The sequence below is a fragment of the Pedobacter humicola genome (assembly GCF_056490705.1).
In genome coordinates this window covers 104,659-123,213 of sequence record NZ_JBWJIG010000002.1, presented here as the reverse complement: position 1 = coordinate 123,213, position 18,555 = coordinate 104,659, and the positions used below count along the sequence as shown (strand labels likewise).

The following is an 18,555-nucleotide window of genomic DNA, read 5'->3' as shown; positions in this document are numbered from 1 at the left end:
ATCAGTTTTTTATAAATTGATTTATCTTTAGGTATAGTTTTCCTAAAAATGTACCGGTATAATTTACATTTTTATTCATGATATCACTGTATCCTTTCCTTTGAACAGTAGAAGCTTTTGTAAAACCATAAACTTTAAGTTGGGGATGTAAGTCTGCGATAACTGAATCTATTGATCTTTTATCGTTTTCCACTTTTCTGATCAAAGCATCTAAACATCGGGCATTTATTGCAACTGCTTGAAGGGCCAATGTATTTTGTAATCGTAGAATATGGTTAGTAACTGGTTTAGGAGGTAGAAAATTAAATCCGCCAAAATAAATCATATCATAATCGTCTCCAACTAGCGAAATGATAGCATTTAAATCTCTAGTAAATTGTTTTTTGATGATGACATCATCCTCCAGAATTAAGATTTTGCTGTGCTTTTTACGTATCGCCTCTTTGTATATCGTTAAATGACTCAACCTGCAACCCAAGGCACCTTTTGAAAATTGCCATTCCGCATCTTCGATGTCGTTACCATCACAAGCTTCGAAAAATGTTACATTTTTTGTGCCTAAATTCTTATAGTTTTTTTCAAAACTCCTCTTTCTATCATGCCTCCTTGCTAAGTTTATGCAATAAATTTCATCGAAATATTTATCCAAATTTTCCATATTAAATCTTAATCCAGGTTTTTGAGGCAGGGTTGGGCAAGGCCGGAAACCAGTTCTCCGGAGCAATTACGATTTTTTCCGGATTATTGTTTAACCAGGCTCCCCACCAGCTAAAGCTACTGTTTGCTATTATATTGTGCTTGCAGATAGACATAAGGTATATCGCCTCCCAATCTGTATTCGTTTCGTTTATTATTTTATAGTCTGAAGTTAAAAATCCAAAAGCAGAGGCACACCATGCTGGATCATCAGAAAAAATGTAAAAAGAGATATTTTCTAATTTCTTGTTCAGCTTTATTATTCCATTTTTATAGTATTCTATACTTAGCACGGGATGATGGTGACTAATGGATAAGTTGAGATAATCACCCCTTCTCACATGAATTGCTACCGGATTGTGCTTTCCGATTATTTCATTCGCGATGGAAATAACAGAATCTGACGGCTTTGGAAAGGTAAATGCATTTTTGATAGAGATAGCATTTTTTAAAAAGAAATCCTCATTTTGAAAGTAACCATCTAAAATGTAATTGTTTCCTTCATCTATTTGTGAGGAACTATTATCGTTCAAAATTATAAAGTTGCCCAAGCGTTTGGGCAATACTTTTTTTAAAAAAGCAAACCTGCCTGTATGAGATAGTATTCTTGCTATAAGACCATTTAATTTCTTAGCATTTAATTTCTCAAAAATAGCTAATTCATAGTCTCTTGCAGTAAATGATTCGGTAGTTTGATTATTCCTTTCGAGAAACGTTAAGTCTAAATAGATCGTTTTTTCTGTTGAGCCCCTTGCTGCCGCATATTGGAACATCTGGTTTCCCAACCCACCTTTTAATTTAACAATTATCATTTATATCCTGGTTGCTGATTACAGAAAAAACTCATTAGTTAGAACCTTAATTGTTTGAAGACGATTGATAAGATTTTTACAACCCTGGAATTTTTTAGTGCCTTATATTTAGCTATCATCGGTTCATTTGTTCTAAAATCACTTAAGAATGCTGAATATTTTTTCATCAAATGACTATCCCGCTCTACAAAAATAATCTGGTTGTTTTCTGCAAGTGAACTTACTCCATCGGTTTTAAATGAGGCAATAGTTATCGGTACGTGTAAATAGGAAACATTGTAAATGAATATGGCATCTAAAAAAAAAGTCCAGTCTGCGCAAATTTTAAGGTCAGCGTTATACAATCCGTACTTACTGAACAATTCTCTTTTAATAAATGCCGATTGGTGAGGCAGATTATTGTTAACAAAATGGCCAAAAGACAGTGTGCTAGGAGTAAAAAATATGTATTTTTTATTGGGATCTACGATTTCTATATCGCCATAAACAATGTCTTCAACCAGCAGATCTAAAACATTTTTTATTACATCGTCGTTAAAAAAAATATCACCGGAATTTAAGAAGATTAAATATTCACCCGTTGCATGTTTAATTCCTATGTTCATGGCGTCATAGATGCCCGAATCACTTTCAGATTGCCAATAGGCTAATTTATCCGAGATCTCCTCTACATACTTTTTACTTCCATCGGTAGAATTTCCATCTATAATTAAATATTCAAAATCTTTTGATGACTGATTAAATACGCTCTCGGCCGTTTGTTTTAGTCCTGTTAAATTATTAAGATTTACGGTGATGATGGAGATTTTCAAGCTAATAAAAGTTTATATTATTTTGTTAAGCATCACTATTTCATTTTTTTAAATATTAAATATTTGATATTGATCTTTCACCAACATCATTTACTTAAGCCTGTTTTTTAGTGATTGGGGGATGATTTTTTTTAAATAACTGAAGGTCTTTTTTAGGGCCGAAGTTTGTTGCCACTTCAATTTTCGGTTTAACACTCTTTCCTCCTCGTAGATTAATGAATAAGAAGAGGCGATTTTAGAAAAAGTATAAAAATGTGAGTTTACCACATTTGCATTGTATTGCTTATAAATCTCTGCTAAATCATCCCTGTCTTCTAAAACAAATCTATTAAGCCATTTAGGGAGTATACTTTTATCAACGGTAAAAGAACTGAAATGGTAGAATACTAACTTTTCTGTACCATTTACAGTGTATTTTTTTCCCTCTTTAGTTAAAAATCTTTCATGTAAATTCCAGGGCGCCATGTTGCACCCAAAATATTTTAGAACTTTTACCCCATCAAAGAATATTGGCGCTAAATTCATAGGCAATTGGTCTACAAAGACTCCTTTTTCTGACATAATAAATCCATTCTCATAGGTATGGGCTTTCCACCATTCTAATAAACCAGAACTGTTAATATCATTCTTCAAGGCAAGAAACCCCAGATTGAAACTGCCGAAGTTTAAAAATAAGTTTTCGTCAGGTGTTTTACCATCTCTCTGGATCGGTGTAAGTATATGGGGTGTGAATATTATAGAATGATGATTCAATTCCTCTTCTATAAAGGCTAAACTGTCAAAAACACATGTATCTGGGTCTAAATAGATTGCTTTTTCAACGTTTTTACGGTCAAAAAGATATTTGAAAATAGCGGGCTTAACTGCAGTGTTCAATTCTACAATATTATATTTCTTTGCCATTTGCACTATATCCGGTTCGATAGTTGAAATTTCGACGATGTCGAAATCCAATGTGTTATAATCAATCTTCGAGCTCTTTACATCACATAAGAATATTTGAAACACGATGTCAGGATTGTTTTCCTTGATACTTCGACCCAAAACAGTTGCCTGAGCTAAGTAGTTATTAGAACATATAGTAAATACAACCAGATGATTAGTGTTCATTTTTTTTAATCAAGATTTCCAGGCGTTTCAAATTATTTTTCAATTTTTAAGTATTTTTTTATTAGAACAATTAAAATACGGGCAGCGATAACGGGTTTAAACCTTATAAAGTTGTAAATAACTCTTTTTAATATTTTTTTATTACTTAACCGTAATCTGTGTAAAAAATTTAAATGATGATCAATAACGATGTTATCAACGTCACTTCTAAATAGCCGATCAGGATTAGAACTTAAGCCACCACCTTTAAATTTGGCAATGATTAAGTCTATATACCGGAATTCAAAATGGGCACAAGCTCTTATGTTGAACTCATGATCTGCATTTATAGGATATTTTAGATTATAATAACCAATTGAATTGAAAACATCTTTGTGATAAAAAATCGATTGATGACAGATGTTATTCTGGATAATTTTTTCTTTGCTAAAAAAGCCATCATATACCTGTCCGTTTTTGGCCCATCCAGCATCCCGATCGACCATAACATTCCCGTATATAATTTTAGAATTACCTTTAGAAAAATCTGCGATTTTTTTTAAGATAAGATCCTCGTATAATTCGTCATCACTCCCTAAAAAATAAAGCCATTCTCCCTTAGCAGTCTTTATCCCTTTATTCATTGCCTCGTATACGCCACAATCATTCTCCGAGAAAATTTTTATCTTATCGTGATCATAATTTTTAGCAATTCGAACAGTTGAATCATTTGAGTTCCCATCCATAATAAGTATTTCAAAGTCTTCGTAGGATTGGTTTAAAATACTTTCCAAACATTTTTTTAATGTTTCAGATGAATTGTATGTTGGAATTATAATACTGAACATGCAAGAATAAAGCATTAACCGGTCATATTCTTACGATTTTGATGCCAAAATAACTCAACAATCTATTTACTGATTTTTTTAAAGGATTAATCACCGCCGGGTTTTTATTTACTTTAGTATCTGATAAGTGTAAATCTTCTACTATAGCCTCGGCATCTTTAAACCTATGGTGGTTCAAAAGCTGTAAGTAAGGTGAATTATAGTAGGGAATAGTGGTATAATAGTTTGTCTCTGTTTTATCAGCTTGATTTACGCAATTAAATTCACCTTTTATTCTCAGGTTGTGAGTCTTGTAATGATTGCCAAATTGAGTAGGCATCCGATAGAGATTTAATTTATGTTTCTGGGCTAAAACGGATAATATAGACTGGTCCCATCTATGTTCTATAAAGCCATTCAGATTCTCCAGGGTAACATTTGGCAAATCGGTAATGATGTTTTTGTTTTGTCCAAATTGTAACCATTCTTTAATAAAATTAATGGTGAAATCGGTCTTTTTTAACAGGATAAACGCTGCATCCACATGCGGACCATACCAATATTCTTCAGTATCACAATCCATTAAAGTGAAGCAGTCTCTTTTGGTCCACATATAATTTTGATGATTGGCATTGCCAAATAATATAATAGATTGATTATTAATTAATTGGGTGATTGGCTGAATATCATCGATCAGTTCTATTCCACAATCGGAATAAACAAGAATATCGTTCTCTTTAAGCTTATTTAAACTTTCAAGTATAATATATGGTTTCCAAAGCCAATAACCCATACCTTTTGGGTATGCCAGTATTTCCTCATTGTTCGAGAAGAATTCGGTTCCTTTTAAGTCGTCAAAATGATAAGAATTAATCTGGTTGATACCTATATTTTTAGCAGATAGGTTAAGTCTGCTTCGACTGGTATTAAACAAATCGTTAGATAAATTAACTAAAGTCACATTCATCATAAAACAATATTTGTGATTAGACCAATATCATGTGGGATTTCGTTTTCTCCAAGCCAGCCATTAACTTTTAGTAGAGAAACATTCTTTGAGTTCACTTTTTTATCGTTGATCAAATTTTTGGCAATCTGCTGAAATGACTTTTCTAACCCGTTATTAAGGTCATCCCAAATGATGATGAATTTTTCATCTAAAAGTTGGTATTTATTTAACATTTGATATTCCCATAAAAGTGCTTCGGGAGTATGAAGTGCGTCTGAAAAAAGAATGTTAAATTTATTTCCTGATAATTTCATCCATGATGCCTCATCCCATATGTCGCCTGCCAGATATTTTATTTTATTAGATTTGTAATGATAGCTCGTTAACTCAAACTCCCTGTTTCTTAATGAAGTTTCGGGCCCTTTCCAGCTTTCAGTTTCTACAAAATTGAATTTATTTTTCAGTGGGCTGCTGATATCTTCAATGTCAAAACCCATTAAAAAAGAGTTTTCCAGTCCTTCAGCGATTTGATAAAAGTTTTTACCGACAGATACCCCTAGTTCTAAATATTTTGGAGCATTTAAATGCCTGCTAAAATAAAGCAGCAAATCGGTATAGGTAGTTTCATTGCCAATTTCACGGTTCAATAATGGTTTAACAAAATCTGGGACACCATAATTAAAAAAAGATTTTTCGAAATCATCATCATTAATCCAGTTTTGAATTTCTTTCAGTGAATTTCTGTTTTTCTTTTTTATAAGGTCAATTTCTAAAGTATTTAACTTCAGTTTTTTTTCTTTTTTTACAATACGTTTAAGCTTTTGCTTTATTCTTGTAAGTAATCCCATTTTACGATATTTAATAGCATACCACCTCTATGGCCGGTATTTAGATAATTGTTGTTCTGAATTGTGAAATTTAATGATACCTCGTCAAATAAGGTTGTATTAATAATACCCATTAAAAGGGTGATTTTATAATTTCCATTGTTAAGGTTCAAAATACTTAATGGAACTTTGACATGGTATACGCCACTTTTTTTTAATGACGTTAATGATGGGTTCAAATCCGTATCGGCTGAGGAATATATGTTCGCATTCAAGGAATTAGAAACGATAATTCCAACATTAAAATTATTTACATTTTCACCTAATTGATATTTTATCAATAAATAAGGCTTTGTTTCATTAAAAAAGATATTTCCTTTTTTACCCGATTCTTCAAACAGGTCTATTTTTAAAAAGTTCCCGTCTTGTTTATTGATTTTTGATTCATATGAGGAGTTGTTCGCGTTTTCGGAATTAGTATAATCATCAATAATTTGGTTAATATCGCCCGTATTTTGAATTCTTCCATTAGATAGATATATGCCTTTTTTACACAATTGTTCTACACTGGCCATATTGTGACTAACAAATAATACGGTTCGCCCTTCGCCCTTACTAACATCATCCATTTTTCCCAGGCATTTTTTTTGAAATTCAGCATCACCCACAGCTAAAACCTCATCCACAATTAAAATTTCAGACTCTAAATGAGCAGCTACAGCAAAGGCTAAACGAACATACATTCCTGAAGAATAACGTTTAACAGGTGTATCTAAATATCGTTCTATGCCGGCAAAATATACGATCTCTTCTAATTTCCGCTGTATCTCTTTTTTCCGCATACCTAAAATGGCACCATTTAAAAAGATATTCTCGCGCCCGGAAAGTTCTGGGTGAAAGCCAGTACCCACTTCCAATAAACTTGCAATTCTACCCTTTCCACTGATTTTGCCAGTAGTGGGGGCGGTAACTTTACTGAGAATTTTGAGTAGGGTGCTTTTGCCAGCACCGTTCCGGCCGATTATTCCAACCGCATCACCCTGTTCGATTTCGAAATTGATATCTTTCAAACTCCAAACGATATCACTTTCGCTTTTGGTATGCTGATTATTGTTTTCGCCAACGCGTAAAAAAGGATCTTCTTTGCCACGGATACGGGCATACCACCGCTCCAGGTCACGGCTGATTGTGCCAGTTCCGATCTGCCCCAATTGGTATGCTTTGGAGAGATTTTCTACTTTAACAGCGATGTTCGACATTTTAAAATATCCTGAAGTTTAATCCTACATTATTCATGTTATATTTTCCTTCTAAACGGTGTCAACAAAATTACGCTCCACCTTATTAAAGATCACGATTCCAAAAACCAGCAAGGCCAGTGTAACACCAGTGGCATAACCTAAACTTTCCCAATCAAAACTTCCTTCACCCAAAAAACCATAGCGAAAAGTTTCTATTATCGGGGTCATCGGATTGTATTCAATGATCCAGGCATATTTTGGATATTTCTCCAATGCGGTAGAAAGGGGGTAGATTACAGTAGTAGCATACATTAACAATTGCACACCAAATCCAACCAAAAATGCCAGATCGCGGTATTTTGTGGTTAAGGCCGAAATAATCATACCTGTACCCAGGCCCAGCATTGCCATTAAAATAACTACAAGTGGGAACAGTAGAATTGCCCAGCTTACGCTAAAAGCTGCTCCGGTAAAATAATAATAAGCCATCATGATAAGGAACAAGATCATTTGGACGCCAAAGCGTACCAGATTACTTACTACAATACTTAAAGGCATAATTAACCTGGGGAAATACACTTTGCCAAAAATTCCTGCATTATCTCGGAATACGGATGAAGTTTTGATTAAACAATCAGAGAAATAATTCCAGGCAGTAATACCGGCCATGTAAAATAGTGGTTTGGGTAAGCCATCAGTAGAGATACCTGCTAAATTTCCAAATATAAAGGTGAAAATGATCGTCGTAAATAAAGGTTGGATAAAAAACCACAACGGACCCAATATGGTCTGTTTATAAAATGAAACAAAATCGCGCCTAACCAAAAGCCAAAGGAGATCGCGATAGGCCCAAACTTCGTTGAGCTTTAAATCGAATAGGGAAGCCTTAGCCTCAATGGTCCAGATGTGCTCTTCGTTATACATGCTGGTTTATATTCCTGTTAATTTGTGCATTATTAAATAATAAGTTTGATACTTTTTCCTGATATGCTCGATATCCAAATGTTTCAAAGCACGCATCCCGGATCGCTTTGGCTTCATGTTTTTCTTTATGCAAAGCGGCAATCATTGCCTCACCAATTGCCACTATATCATTGGGATTTACCAGTTTACCCAGTTCGCCATCCATTAAGGCATCTCTACTGCCGTCAGCATTACCAGCAATTACCGTACAGCCATGGGCAGCAGCTTCGATGAAAACAAGTCCAAATCCCTCCCCTTTACTTGGCATTACAAATACATCGGCCAATTGATAATGCAGGGCAAGTTCGTGTTCTGGCACAAAGCCGGTAAGTACAACGTTTTTTTGTAAATTAAATTTGGCAATAAGTGTGTCAACACGCGCTAGTTCTATTGCATCTGCTTTTCCAACCAAGAGGTAAACGAGATCCGGATACACCTGAATAACCTGTTTTAAGCATTCAATAACCAGATCGTATCCCTTATACTGTTCTGATGAAGATAAACGGCAAATGCTTAACAAAACTTTTTGGTTATCGCGAATGTCATATCTTGAAAGGAGTGAAGCAGGTTTTAATGAGGATTCGCCTAATTTAAAATAGGGGTCTAAACAGTTGTTCAACACTTTGATCTGAGCGCCGGCTGTCCCATGCTTTTGCATAATCTGCGCCGCGGTATAGCGGCTTACCGCCCAGATCTCTGTTTTCCCCAGCATCTGCTTTTTCCAGTTTGCCAAAGCATTCCATATTTCTATCCCATGTGTAAAGAGCACAATACGGATACTTGGTTTTAATAGTTTGATGATCCGTGCAAAGAGTAATAAGTGAACATGACTTAAGATGACCACATCCGCTTCTAACCCTTGTTTGATCGCCGCTAAACCAAAGTTTGCTTTTTTGCCATGATATCCCTTAAAAAAAACCGGAGATACATAAGCCGGGTCTGCCTGATCGTCATACATCGACAATACCCGATAAGATTGGATCTGAGAACTCGTTTTGAGGTCATCAAGCGTCTTCGCAAAGGTTTTGCACACTTTTTCTATCCCTCCAGTTAAACTGAAGATGCGTAAAGTAAGAAATAAAATTTTTTTGCTTTCCAAGTTTATTTTTTCCTAACCCCTAAATACCTGATAAAGCGCCATCACTTTGCTCCAATGTAAATTTCCCTTCCTAAAATCATCAACCATTGCCGAAGCGAATTTATTATCACCTGTTTTTATCGAATCTAGAAAGTGTTTATCTTTCTTTAACCAATGTTGAAATGGAAAGGTGAAACCCATTTTTTTGCGGTCCCATATCGGTTTGGGAAGTATAGCCGAAAAAGCATCGATTAAAAGTGATTTCGGCCGTTTGCCTTCAAACTTTAATCTGCTTGCTGTTGCGCTTAGTGTTCCAAGTAAATCCTGGTCTAAAAAAGGAATGCGAACCTCCACGCCATGTTGCATGCTCATGACGTCGGTATCTTTAAGCAATTGATTTTGCATATATAGATTACATTCTAGCCAGCTCGCCTTTTCCCCATCTTTTAAATGTGCGGGAGCTGAACCGATTGTTGCATGCCGCAGTGCACGGTCTACCGCTGCGATGGAGCACGATAACAGCCGTGCGATTTCGTCGGGGGCGAACATGCCTCTTAAAAAGAGGTAGTCACCAACTGTATTTTGGTAACTTAAATAATATGTCCTTTTCAGTGAAGCATTTTTAAAGCACAGATTTTTTCTGAGTATAAATTGGGGCAATCTTTTTAATTGTTTAAGCCACCCCATTCGGTTAAAGGAAGGATAGCCTCCAAATAGCTCATCGGCACCAATGCCCGAAAGTACAGCTTTTAAGCCATTTTCTTTGGCAAAATAATTAACGAACCACGAATTAATACCATCAGTGGTGGGTTGGTCCATGGCTTTTAAAGCTGTAGTGAAATATACTGAGAAAAGGGTAGGGGTGATGGTATATTCCGAATGATTAGCATGAAGCTGTTGAACAACGATATCCTGAAAAACTTTCTCAGAAAATGATGTTTCTTCAAAATTAATCGAAACGGTGTTGAGCATGCCCGGGCCTGAAGCAGTTTCAGCTTGAATTTCATCAGCAAGTAGACTCAAAATGCTGCTATCAATCCCCCCACTCAAAAAAACGCCAATTTTAGCATCAGCTAAAAGATGTCTTTTAACCGATGTATATAAGCTTTGTTGTACAGCAGTTTTAGCCTCTTGAGGATTTGTAATCTTCTTAAATTCCTGTTGCTGAACATAATATTTAATCTCAAAAATATCGAGTTGATGTTCCCAAACCAGATAATGCCCTTTAGCCAACATCACCACCTCGTTAAAAGTAGTGTAAGGCTCTGGTAAATGCCCGAATGCCAGAAAAAGGATTTTCCAATCTGCTTGTTCTGAATAAGAATAACCCGTTTCAGCAAAAGCTTTGACCTCCGACGAAAAAACCAGATGTTTTTGTACTGCACTATAATATAATGGTTTTATGCCTGATGGATCGCGTACAAGGAAGCTCTGTTGCCGATCGGCATCGTACAGACAAAAAGCAAACATCCCCTTGAGTTTGTTGAAACTTTCCACTCCCCAGGTAGCGTAGCTGGCTAAAATAACCTCTGTATCGCTCTCCGTTTTAAACTGAAAGCCCAGTTCTTGTAGTTCCTTTTTTAACAACAGGTAATTATAGATTTCGCCGTTAAAGGAAATAACCAGTTTGCTATGCTGACTGTGCATAGGCTGGTGCCCTTTGGGAGATAAATCGATAAGTGCCAGCCGCCTATGGCCCATTACCGTCCCATCCCGATCATTGGCATAAAAACCCTCATCATCGGGCCCGCCATGTGCCATGATATCGCACATACCTTTAACCTCCCGTTTAAGCTGATCTATTGATCTGTGCCGGTCAATTATGCCTGCAATTCTACACATGTATACCCGTCTTCCATTATACCTCTACCAACTTCTATTGTTTGCCCGTGCACAGCTTCGCCCTCTCAGTCACATTTTTTAAAAAAAAATGACTGACATTTTTAAAAATAAATTCCCCTCACACATCTCCCTGAACGCAGTTCGGTATTTTTTTATTTAAGTTCCAGCTAAAGGTGTCTTTAACTTCTTTAGCATTTTAACGCTGCTTGTATAAGCACCTATCCACCACTATTCAATTTTCTATATGCTTTGCTGTCTGCATTTTGTCTTCCGACCTCAGACCGCTTAGCCAGGACTTTCTCAAATCTTAAATCGGTTCTACAAACGCCATAGAAGTATTAATCTCAATCGCGTAGCCCATATTTTGTAAACGCAAAATTATACGTTGTTTATTTTTGATCAATACCAGTTCGGCCACGATCCCTTTAAATGGGCCAGCTTTAATCAACACACGTTCACCAGGTTTGATGTCGTGTTCAAAAACCTCAAGATCTGCATCGGTAGCAAGCAGAAGTTTAAGATCTCCAATTTGTTGTTCGGGTATAGACGCTATTTGGCTGGAGAAATAGATAAATCTGGCAATGCCATTGGTCATCAAAACTTCAGCATATTCTTTGGCCGAAATATACACAAACAGATAAGACTTGATTAAAGCCTCTTCAACTATTTTTTTCCGGTCGCTCCATTGTTTAACAGTCTTTTTAAGTGGTAGATAAGAAGAGATACCCTTTCTCATCAACTCTTCATGCGCCTTTTTCTCTGCCCTTGAACGCGTGTAAACCGGATACCATCTGTAATTTTGATCAATCATTAAGCCATTTCAAAAATTAAAGCAATCATCCATCCTAAGCAATTAGCCATAAACTATTGACTAACGAACCTATTTCTTCTTCCAAAACATCCACCATTTCCGGTTCTCATCCTCATAATAGCCGGACCCCGAGTAGCCTGAATAGTCAGAGTAGTAATAAGTGCTATTGCCTCCACCCCGGCTGTAATCAGTGGTATAATAATTGGCATAGAGGGCATCATCACCAAAAGCGTTTAACACAATGGCCATATTGCTCAATCCATATTCACGAGATAATCTTTCTGGTATAGCAGCCGCCCGTGTTTGCGAAACGCCTGAGCGGATGACAAATAAATTTACATCCGAATTTCTGATCAATGGAATGGCATCCGAAACCAGACCAACCGGCGCAGTATCGACCAAAACATAATCATATTCTTTTTCCAGCGTTTTCAATAAGTCGCGCATGGCGGCAGTATGCAAAAGCTCTGAAGGATTGGGTGGTACAGGCCCTGATGGAATAAAGTCGATATGATGTACCTCATCATGGATGAGTACATCTTCCAACTTGTTCTGTCCGGATAAAATGGAGCTCAGCCCCCTGCGGTTGTCGCTTCCGAAAACGTTATGTAGCCTTGATTTACGAAGATCGGCAGCGATTAAGACTACTTTTTTCTCAATTAACGCGAGTGTACCGGCCAGATTTACGGTAACAAATGATTTCCCTTCGCCAGATATTTCTGAGGTGATGCAGATTACTTTGCTTTTTTTATGGCTGGCCAAAAAGCTCAGGTTGGTACGTACTGAACGTACAGATTCGGCGAACACTGATTTTGGTTTAGCAATAGATAGCGCCTGACGGTTATCCTGATCGATAAAATCCGGGAATTTACGGATGACGCCAATAATTGGGGTGTTGGTTAAGCCTTCAACGGTTTCCTTATCGTAAACATAAGGATTTAAAAAGCGGACCAATAGGATCAGGCCGATGCCAGCACCTAAGCCCACAATCATACACAGACTGTATACCTTGTTCGAATCGGCAGAAATCGAATAATAGGATGGGTAAGCCATATTTACAATGGCGGCGCCAGGCACCGTCGCGGCGGCGTTCATTTCGGCCTCTAATTTTTTCTCTGATAAATAAGAACGCACCTTATTGTTTACTTCAAAGTTCGTACTGAGTTTTACAAAGTTTTGTTCTTTGGCAGGAATGGTACTGATGTTTTGGTTTACACCAGAAATTTGGCTGTCGATATAACGGATGGTTTGTTCATTGTTATTTCGCATGGCCTGTACGTTGCTCCTGATGCTTGCTTTTACGTTGGCAATCTGTTGGTCTATCTGCTTTACAGGCTGTGAATCTGCATTAAACTGATTGAGTTTGAGTTGTCTATTGGCCAGTAGGGTGTTGAGCTGGGTAACCAACGTACCCAATCCGCTATTTATATCCCCTTCTAAATCTAAGCCAATTTCTACTTTCGAACGGTTATTGTTCACCTGATCTTCCAGTTGTTTGATACCCAGTAGTTTGATGTTCAGCTCTGTTTTCTGTTTCTCAAAATCCGATAATTTGCCGATTGTGGTAGAGGTGGCGGATCCAAGATCGACAATTTTGTTTTGTGCTTTATAGTTAGCTAGTGTACTGCCTGATTTACCTGCCTCGGTATCGATAAAACCCAATTGCGTATCGATAAATTGCACCGTCTGTTTTGCCGAACGTTGTCTTTGGATCAGGTCGTAGCGCACATATTCTTTCATGATGGCATTGAGCATATCGGCAGCAAAAACAGGGTTGCCATCTGTTAAGCTTAAACTCATCACATTGGTAAAGCGGGCGGCTTCTCCCACATTTACGCCCATAGCCCGTCCGATAAAATCTTCTTTGGTATTAAACTTAAAGCTATAATCTCCTTTCGGAACAACAGATTTAATGCGAAAGCGCATATTGCCCATGTTTAATAGCTCTCCATAACGATGAACGGTCTGTTTTGCTTTTTCATTGTTGGGATCACTAATGCTAAAACTTTTATCGTCAATACCTTCGATATTATATAAGCTCCTGCTAAAGTTAACCGAATCCTGTTGTATAATCTCGATCTGAAAAGGAGTATTTGGATAGAGCTCGGTAGTGCGGATACGGCCCTTTAAATAATAAGAGATTTTGTAATCAAGATGGGCAATGGCATTGAGCACCACATCATTACTGCGGATCACAAAACTTTCTGCCTGAATTTTGTCTGTATAATTGTAAACCTGTGTGGGCATCTGGTTATTGGTGCTTACACCCGGGTTGCTGTCCTGAAGTTTGAGCGATGCGCTGGTTTGGTATATCGGTTGGGTATAAAGCACTTTTATTTTGGCAATTACCAATGCAATGGCGACGCAGCCGGCTATCCAATACCATCTACTCCAAAATACCCTGAATATTTTGTAAAAATCTATTTGTTGACTAACAGCCTTAACTTCTGAATCTTCTGCTCTTTCCATTAGCGTGTTACGGTAAAAATTAATACTGCAAGATTGACAACCACCAATAAAGGTTGTACAATATTGTTGAAACTTTGCAATTTCTCAGTCAGTGCAGCGCCTTTTGTGGGTTGAAGTACAATGATATCATTATTCTGTAAAATCAGTTTTTTGCTCGCCAAACTATTAATATCAGTTAAGTTTACGTAAATAATCTCAGGATGACTACGGTCGCCACGAATAATTTTTAACGTTTTAGGGTCTGCAGTTTTGGTAATACCACCTGCCTCACCAAGGATTTCGATCAAACTGGTATTGTCTCTCTCCAGTAGAAAATTTCCCTGCTTACTAAATTCGCCCAGTAAGGTCACCTTTAGATTAACAACAGTTAGCTCGATAATGGGATCTTTGAGCAGTTTTTGCTTATAAATATCCTGAATCTTTATGGCAGCCTCCCGCCTGGTTAAACCAATTACATCTACTTTTCCAATGGCAGGTAAATTAACCATGCCATCAGGTTCAACAGGATAGGAAAGTACATTCTGAGCGGTGCCTGATACATTATTTGATTGCGTACCGGAGTTTCCGGTTGCGGTTGCGCCAAACTCGGGATTTTGCACGTTTCTAATGGCCAATTGATCGCTGACCTTGATTTTATAGTATGCATCGCTTATGCCCTGATCATTTACCACATAAACTTTTTTAATTGTATCGGTCACGATATCGCTTGGTGCATTAAATAAGCTATGTTGCTTACGAACTGAACAGCTAAACATTATCATTGATATCGCTAAAAGAAGAAACGGGTGTAGAAGGGGGTGTTTTCTAGTCATAATTATTAGGACGATGTACTTACTAAATGACATGTGCAAGTAACTGCAAAAATACAGTTTAAAGATGCTTAAAAAAAATTAGTAATTGGAAAAGTGCAGTCCGAGCGGCACTTTATAAGCATAAATAAGATGGTTTGAGGTTATCATCGAATGGCACAGGCGCTTTCTCTTAATGTTGATTGCATTCTTATTGTGTTGAAATATAGTTGATTATGATAGTTTTCGTGTCACATTTCCTGTATGGCATTCATTCAATTTGAATTGATTATTATCAATATAAAAAAAACTTTTTGTAGGATTAGGATTACGGATATTTTTTTTCTTTAATTTTGGATCAGTTTACATGCTCTGGTAGCAGCAGCCTTTTCGAATGTACCTAAAATGAAATTTTCTTTGCTCTCTCTTGTTATAGTTTACTTAACCAAAGATATTGTTACTTTCCATGAAAGCCTCAAACAGTTACATCGGCTCGGCTATAATGTAGCAAGTATAGGTGTTATTTGCTCTACCTATACTGTCAGGGCATTGGCCTGCGTATTGAAGCACTAAAGGGGCCCAAATGTAAATTTGAAATGGCGATAACCAATCTATCGATTTTGAGTTACTTTTTTTTAAATTTTAATAGTTACTTGTTTGGGGTTTTCGCTGAAAAAGCAACAGAAATTTAAAGATATCGGGCTTAGGTTAGCTATTTAATAAGAGCATTTCACAATCTTGGGGCTATTTATACCATACTAGTATTGGCGCAATTCAAGATTGTGGTCGACAATTTAAATATCCTATCCATAAGTTGCTAAACAATAAGGGCTATTCTCCCTTAGAGTCTTATTATACTTATAATTAAGTACAAGAAAATAGATTTTTGTATGATGATTTAGCTTTTTTGAATTCTTTTTATAAGATATTTTTACCTTTGAAGCAGTCTCTATCCGCAGTATTTATGAAGTTCCGTTTAATATTAATGGTATTGGTATCGCTAATTACCTCAGTTTCTTATAGTGCAAAAATCACTGGTTGCCAGGCAACGGCATCTGGAGGCACTAACTCTATTTACGCAACAAGAAGTGGCAGTTTCAACGGGGTCCCACAATATATCAACGATGGGACCAATACTAATAAATACCAAGTCGCTAATATATATTGTTACAGTGGTTTGGCAGCGGGCAATGGTTCTTGTTATATCATGGGAGTAAACGGTCCTGGAAATGCCTATGGAACCCTCGTGTCTTTTTCCACAAATCGTACCGATTGCCCCTTAGATAACTATGTCCCTTTTAGCGTATTCACAATTGGATTAGTAGGTTTTCTTTACGTATCGAGGAGAGATTTTTAACGTTTTTATGTTCATTCCTACTTCTTAGATCTATCACCGATATTTTGCACTGGTATTACCCTTCTAAGAGTTCAATGACTGTTTAACGCAATTCTGCCGAAGCATTCTGTGATCGAAAAGCGTCACTCCTTACTCATTACGTTCAATATTTTGTTTAGCTTTTTAAGTTATCCATGTTATGGTTTTGATTAACCGCAATTGATCAATAGTTATCTATGGATTTGGCATATAGTTTCGGCGGTTTACCGATCCAACCTAATAAAGAGGTACTGTTGTTCGGGTAATGCTATCAATTCTCATCTCAATGAACGTTTTGAAGAACCTAGGAAAAAGGAAACAATTTGAAAGGGTTTGAATCAGAATAAGAGTTTAATATACCTTGTATGTATTTATTTAATCATATGTATTTATTTTTTGAATCTACAATAAAATGGTTTATTTTATATTTTGGTATATACAGTTACTGCCATGTTATATTTATTTAAACACATATAATGGGGTCTTTAGCCTTGTTGGCTTTATGCCCCTTTGCTTTATGCTGTTCTGCTCAGGTCTTAAGGATGATGGTTGTTGCGAAATTAGTACAGGTGGAATTTTTGTGGGTACCACCTGTACCTAATATATCGAGGTCTGCGGTGTTCGAGCTACCGAATTTGTTGTTAGAGCAATACAACAAACTGTAGCCCTTGTAAGCCAAATATATTTGGGCCTTTTACTGTAATTTATTTTATTATCAGCTACAGTAGGTCTGTATTCTTTTAGGTTGAGGAAACGTAGTTCTGATAGTAAAATTGATCTTCCTCAGTATAATAGCCGCTCTAAAATTTTTATTTAAATAAAGCCGTATGCATGGCATGGGTAAATGCTAAATTGCTTTTTAGTTTCACAGCAATGTATAAACTTGTAATTTCTGATCACGGTATTTTCTAGTAATTAAACTTACAGAATCGCGAACTCTTGTTCATTTTGTTCATGACAATTGTCAACATAAAGAAGGTGTTTTTTTGAGTAAAAATCATCCCCAAATTTTTTCGTAATTTTTACTAATACCTCTCTAAGCAGAAATAGCGCACTTTCTCCGTTTTAAAGCTTGACAATTGTCAATAAAATGTGCCTCTAAGCACGATTCAGGCAATATAATCTCTTCGTCATAGAAAAAACAGAATTCCGTAAGGGCTGAGAATTCATTCATTTATTTTGCAATTTTTGCGGAAATCTGTAGAATTCATACTACAGAAAGTTTTTTTATGAAATATAATTTTTTACTCGTTATTCTCTTTTTATCGTTCTTTTTAAGCAATAATTTAAGGGCCCAGACAACAGGGACAGGTTGTAATTTAGGAAGCAGTGTTGCTACCGAGCTTCTTGGAACTGCCATTTACAATGGACACACTGATCGGACGGTTTATGTTTACAATTCCTCACCATCTAAGATTATTGAAATAATATCAGGACAAGGATATACTGGATATAGGTGTGGCTACATTAATGTTTATCCAGCAGGTAAAAAGTGGGTTGCAAGCAGTAATATGGAAGTATCTTATAAGGCGGCAAATGAAATAACATCAAATAATACAGGTAATGAAGCTTACAGGTGCGTAACCGCGTCTTCACTACCATCAAACTTTGTAAGCGCTCCTGAAAGAAGGGAGGGATTTCAAGCCGGTTATCGTTATAATGACCCAGCCTACTATGCTGATCGTGATCCCAATTACGCATGCGGCAGCCCTACAGCCAACCTTCCTTTGGACCACGATATTGTGATATTAACATTTTTGTCTGGTATTCTAGGTTTCTTTTTCATAAGAAAAAGAGGTGGATTTTTACAATCATCATACCAATAGACAATGGTTTTTCTTATCCGCTCATAAGATCTAAGGATCGAATTATGCTTAGACTATACGCATCTGGCCGATATGTTTAAGTTAAACTTTAATACTAATTGTCATGATAAAGAGATCTACTATTAGAATTTAAATGCTAAGTCTCAGTTG

The 18,555-nt window shown here is 36.5% G+C and carries 15 protein-coding genes; 1 reads left to right on the top strand and 14 read right to left on the bottom strand.

All coding sequences use genetic code 11. The annotated features are described in order from the left end of the window. Position 1: 1 nt before the first annotated feature. The 14 genes from AC04Q1_RS04105 to AC04Q1_RS04040 all read right to left on the bottom strand — a co-directional run bounded on the left by AC04Q1_RS04105 (position 2) and on the right by AC04Q1_RS04040 (position 15,171). On the bottom strand, positions 2–658 hold the full coding sequence (locus tag AC04Q1_RS04105; RefSeq protein ID WP_478362076.1) for a glycosyltransferase family 25 protein: 657 nt from the start codon (positions 656–658) through the stop codon (positions 2–4). Position 659: 1 nt separating this feature from the next. Next, the gene (locus AC04Q1_RS04100; RefSeq protein ID WP_478362074.1) at positions 660–1,508 is read right to left on the bottom strand and encodes an alpha-1,2-fucosyltransferase; all 849 of its coding nucleotides are present in this window, start codon (positions 1,506–1,508) and stop codon (positions 660–662) included. A gap of 38 nt (positions 1,509–1,546) precedes the next feature. Further along, positions 1,547–2,320 (bottom strand): glycosyltransferase family 2 protein, encoded by a 774-nt coding sequence (locus tag AC04Q1_RS04095; RefSeq protein ID WP_478362072.1) that lies wholly within the window; start codon positions 2,318–2,320, stop codon positions 1,547–1,549. Between the two features lie 90 nt (positions 2,321–2,410). Further along, the gene (locus AC04Q1_RS04090) at positions 2,411–3,430 is read right to left on the bottom strand and encodes a hypothetical protein (protein ID WP_478362070.1); all 1,020 of its coding nucleotides are present in this window, start codon (positions 3,428–3,430) and stop codon (positions 2,411–2,413) included. 32 nt (positions 3,431–3,462) lie between these two features. Continuing rightward, the gene (locus AC04Q1_RS04085; protein WP_478362068.1) at positions 3,463–4,257 is read right to left on the bottom strand and encodes a glycosyltransferase family 2 protein; all 795 of its coding nucleotides are present in this window, start codon (positions 4,255–4,257) and stop codon (positions 3,463–3,465) included. A gap of 22 nt (positions 4,258–4,279) precedes the next feature. After that, positions 4,280–5,206, bottom strand: coding sequence for a hypothetical protein (locus AC04Q1_RS04080; protein WP_478362066.1), 927 nt, complete (start codon positions 5,204–5,206; stop codon positions 4,280–4,282). Then, positions 5,203–6,033, bottom strand: coding sequence for a hypothetical protein (locus tag AC04Q1_RS04075; protein WP_478362064.1), 831 nt, complete (start codon positions 6,031–6,033; stop codon positions 5,203–5,205). Before AC04Q1_RS04075 ends, AC04Q1_RS04080 begins: the two co-directional genes overlap by 4 nt. Next, a complete protein-coding gene (locus AC04Q1_RS04070) occupies positions 6,012–7,271 on the bottom strand; it encodes an ABC transporter ATP-binding protein (RefSeq protein ID WP_478362062.1) in 1,260 nt (419 codons plus the stop codon). Before AC04Q1_RS04070 ends, AC04Q1_RS04075 begins: the two co-directional genes overlap by 22 nt. Before the next feature lie 51 nt (positions 7,272–7,322). Further along, positions 7,323–8,177 (bottom strand): ABC transporter permease, encoded by an 855-nt coding sequence (locus tag AC04Q1_RS04065; RefSeq protein ID WP_478362060.1) that lies wholly within the window; start codon positions 8,175–8,177, stop codon positions 7,323–7,325. Then, entirely contained in the window at positions 8,170–9,315 is a 1,146-nt protein-coding gene (locus AC04Q1_RS04060; protein WP_478362058.1) for a glycosyltransferase family 4 protein, read from the bottom strand. The genes AC04Q1_RS04065 and AC04Q1_RS04060 overlap by 8 nt, the downstream gene beginning before the upstream one ends. A 12-nt stretch (positions 9,316–9,327) precedes the next feature. Beyond that, the gene (gene asnB / locus AC04Q1_RS04055; protein ID WP_478362056.1) at positions 9,328–11,136 is read right to left on the bottom strand and encodes an asparagine synthase (glutamine-hydrolyzing); all 1,809 of its coding nucleotides are present in this window, start codon (positions 11,134–11,136) and stop codon (positions 9,328–9,330) included. Between the two features lie 307 nt (positions 11,137–11,443). Then, positions 11,444–11,947 (bottom strand): UpxY family transcription antiterminator, encoded by a 504-nt coding sequence (locus AC04Q1_RS04050; RefSeq protein ID WP_478362054.1) that lies wholly within the window; start codon positions 11,945–11,947, stop codon positions 11,444–11,446. A 69-nt stretch (positions 11,948–12,016) separates the two neighbouring features. Continuing rightward, positions 12,017–14,416, bottom strand: coding sequence for a GumC family protein (locus AC04Q1_RS04045; protein WP_478362052.1), 2,400 nt, complete (start codon positions 14,414–14,416; stop codon positions 12,017–12,019). Further along, positions 14,416–15,171 (bottom strand): polysaccharide biosynthesis/export family protein, encoded by a 756-nt coding sequence (locus tag AC04Q1_RS04040; RefSeq protein WP_478362050.1) that lies wholly within the window; start codon positions 15,169–15,171, stop codon positions 14,416–14,418. The genes AC04Q1_RS04045 and AC04Q1_RS04040 overlap by 1 nt, the downstream gene beginning before the upstream one ends. A 2,637-nt stretch (positions 15,172–17,808) precedes the next feature. Between AC04Q1_RS04040 and AC04Q1_RS04035 the strand changes: the two genes are divergently transcribed. Further along, complete coding sequence (locus tag AC04Q1_RS04035; RefSeq protein WP_478362048.1) at positions 17,809–18,405, top strand: hypothetical protein; 597 nt, start codon at positions 17,809–17,811, stop codon at positions 18,403–18,405. Positions 18,406–18,555 lie beyond the last annotated feature (150 nt).

What these genes read in the sequence shown, in the direction of transcription:
- AC04Q1_RS04085 (WP_478362068.1), bottom strand. Translation starts at nt 4,257, where the DNA reads ATGTTCAGTATTATAATTCCAACATACAATTCATCTGAAACATTAAAA.
- AC04Q1_RS04075 (WP_478362064.1), bottom strand. Translation starts at nt 6,033, where the DNA reads ATGGGATTACTTACAAGAATAAAGCAAAAGCTTAAACGTATTGTAAAA.
- AC04Q1_RS04090 (WP_478362070.1), bottom strand. Translation starts at nt 3,430, where the DNA reads ATGAACACTAATCATCTGGTTGTATTTACTATATGTTCTAATAACTAC.
- AC04Q1_RS04040 (WP_478362050.1), bottom strand. Translation starts at nt 15,171, where the DNA reads ATGTTTAGCTGTTCAGTTCGTAAGCAACATAGCTTATTTAATGCACCA.
- AC04Q1_RS04065 (WP_478362060.1), bottom strand. Translation starts at nt 8,177, where the DNA reads ATGTATAACGAAGAGCACATCTGGACCATTGAGGCTAAGGCTTCCCTA.
- AC04Q1_RS04070 (WP_478362062.1), bottom strand. Translation starts at nt 7,271, where the DNA reads ATGTCGAACATCGCTGTTAAAGTAGAAAATCTCTCCAAAGCATACCAA.
- asnB (WP_478362056.1), bottom strand. Translation starts at nt 11,136, where the DNA reads ATGTGTAGAATTGCAGGCATAATTGACCGGCACAGATCAATAGATCAG.
- AC04Q1_RS04105 (WP_478362076.1), bottom strand. Translation starts at nt 658, where the DNA reads ATGGAAAATTTGGATAAATATTTCGATGAAATTTATTGCATAAACTTA.
- AC04Q1_RS04050 (WP_478362054.1), bottom strand. Translation starts at nt 11,947, where the DNA reads ATGATTGATCAAAATTACAGATGGTATCCGGTTTACACGCGTTCAAGG.
- AC04Q1_RS04045 (WP_478362052.1), bottom strand. Translation starts at nt 14,416, where the DNA reads ATGGAAAGAGCAGAAGATTCAGAAGTTAAGGCTGTTAGTCAACAAATA.
- AC04Q1_RS04100 (WP_478362074.1), bottom strand. Translation starts at nt 1,508, where the DNA reads ATGATAATTGTTAAATTAAAAGGTGGGTTGGGAAACCAGATGTTCCAA.
- AC04Q1_RS04080 (WP_478362066.1), bottom strand. Translation starts at nt 5,206, where the DNA reads ATGATGAATGTGACTTTAGTTAATTTATCTAACGATTTGTTTAATACC.
- AC04Q1_RS04035 (WP_478362048.1), top strand. Translation starts at nt 17,809, where the DNA reads ATGAAATATAATTTTTTACTCGTTATTCTCTTTTTATCGTTCTTTTTA.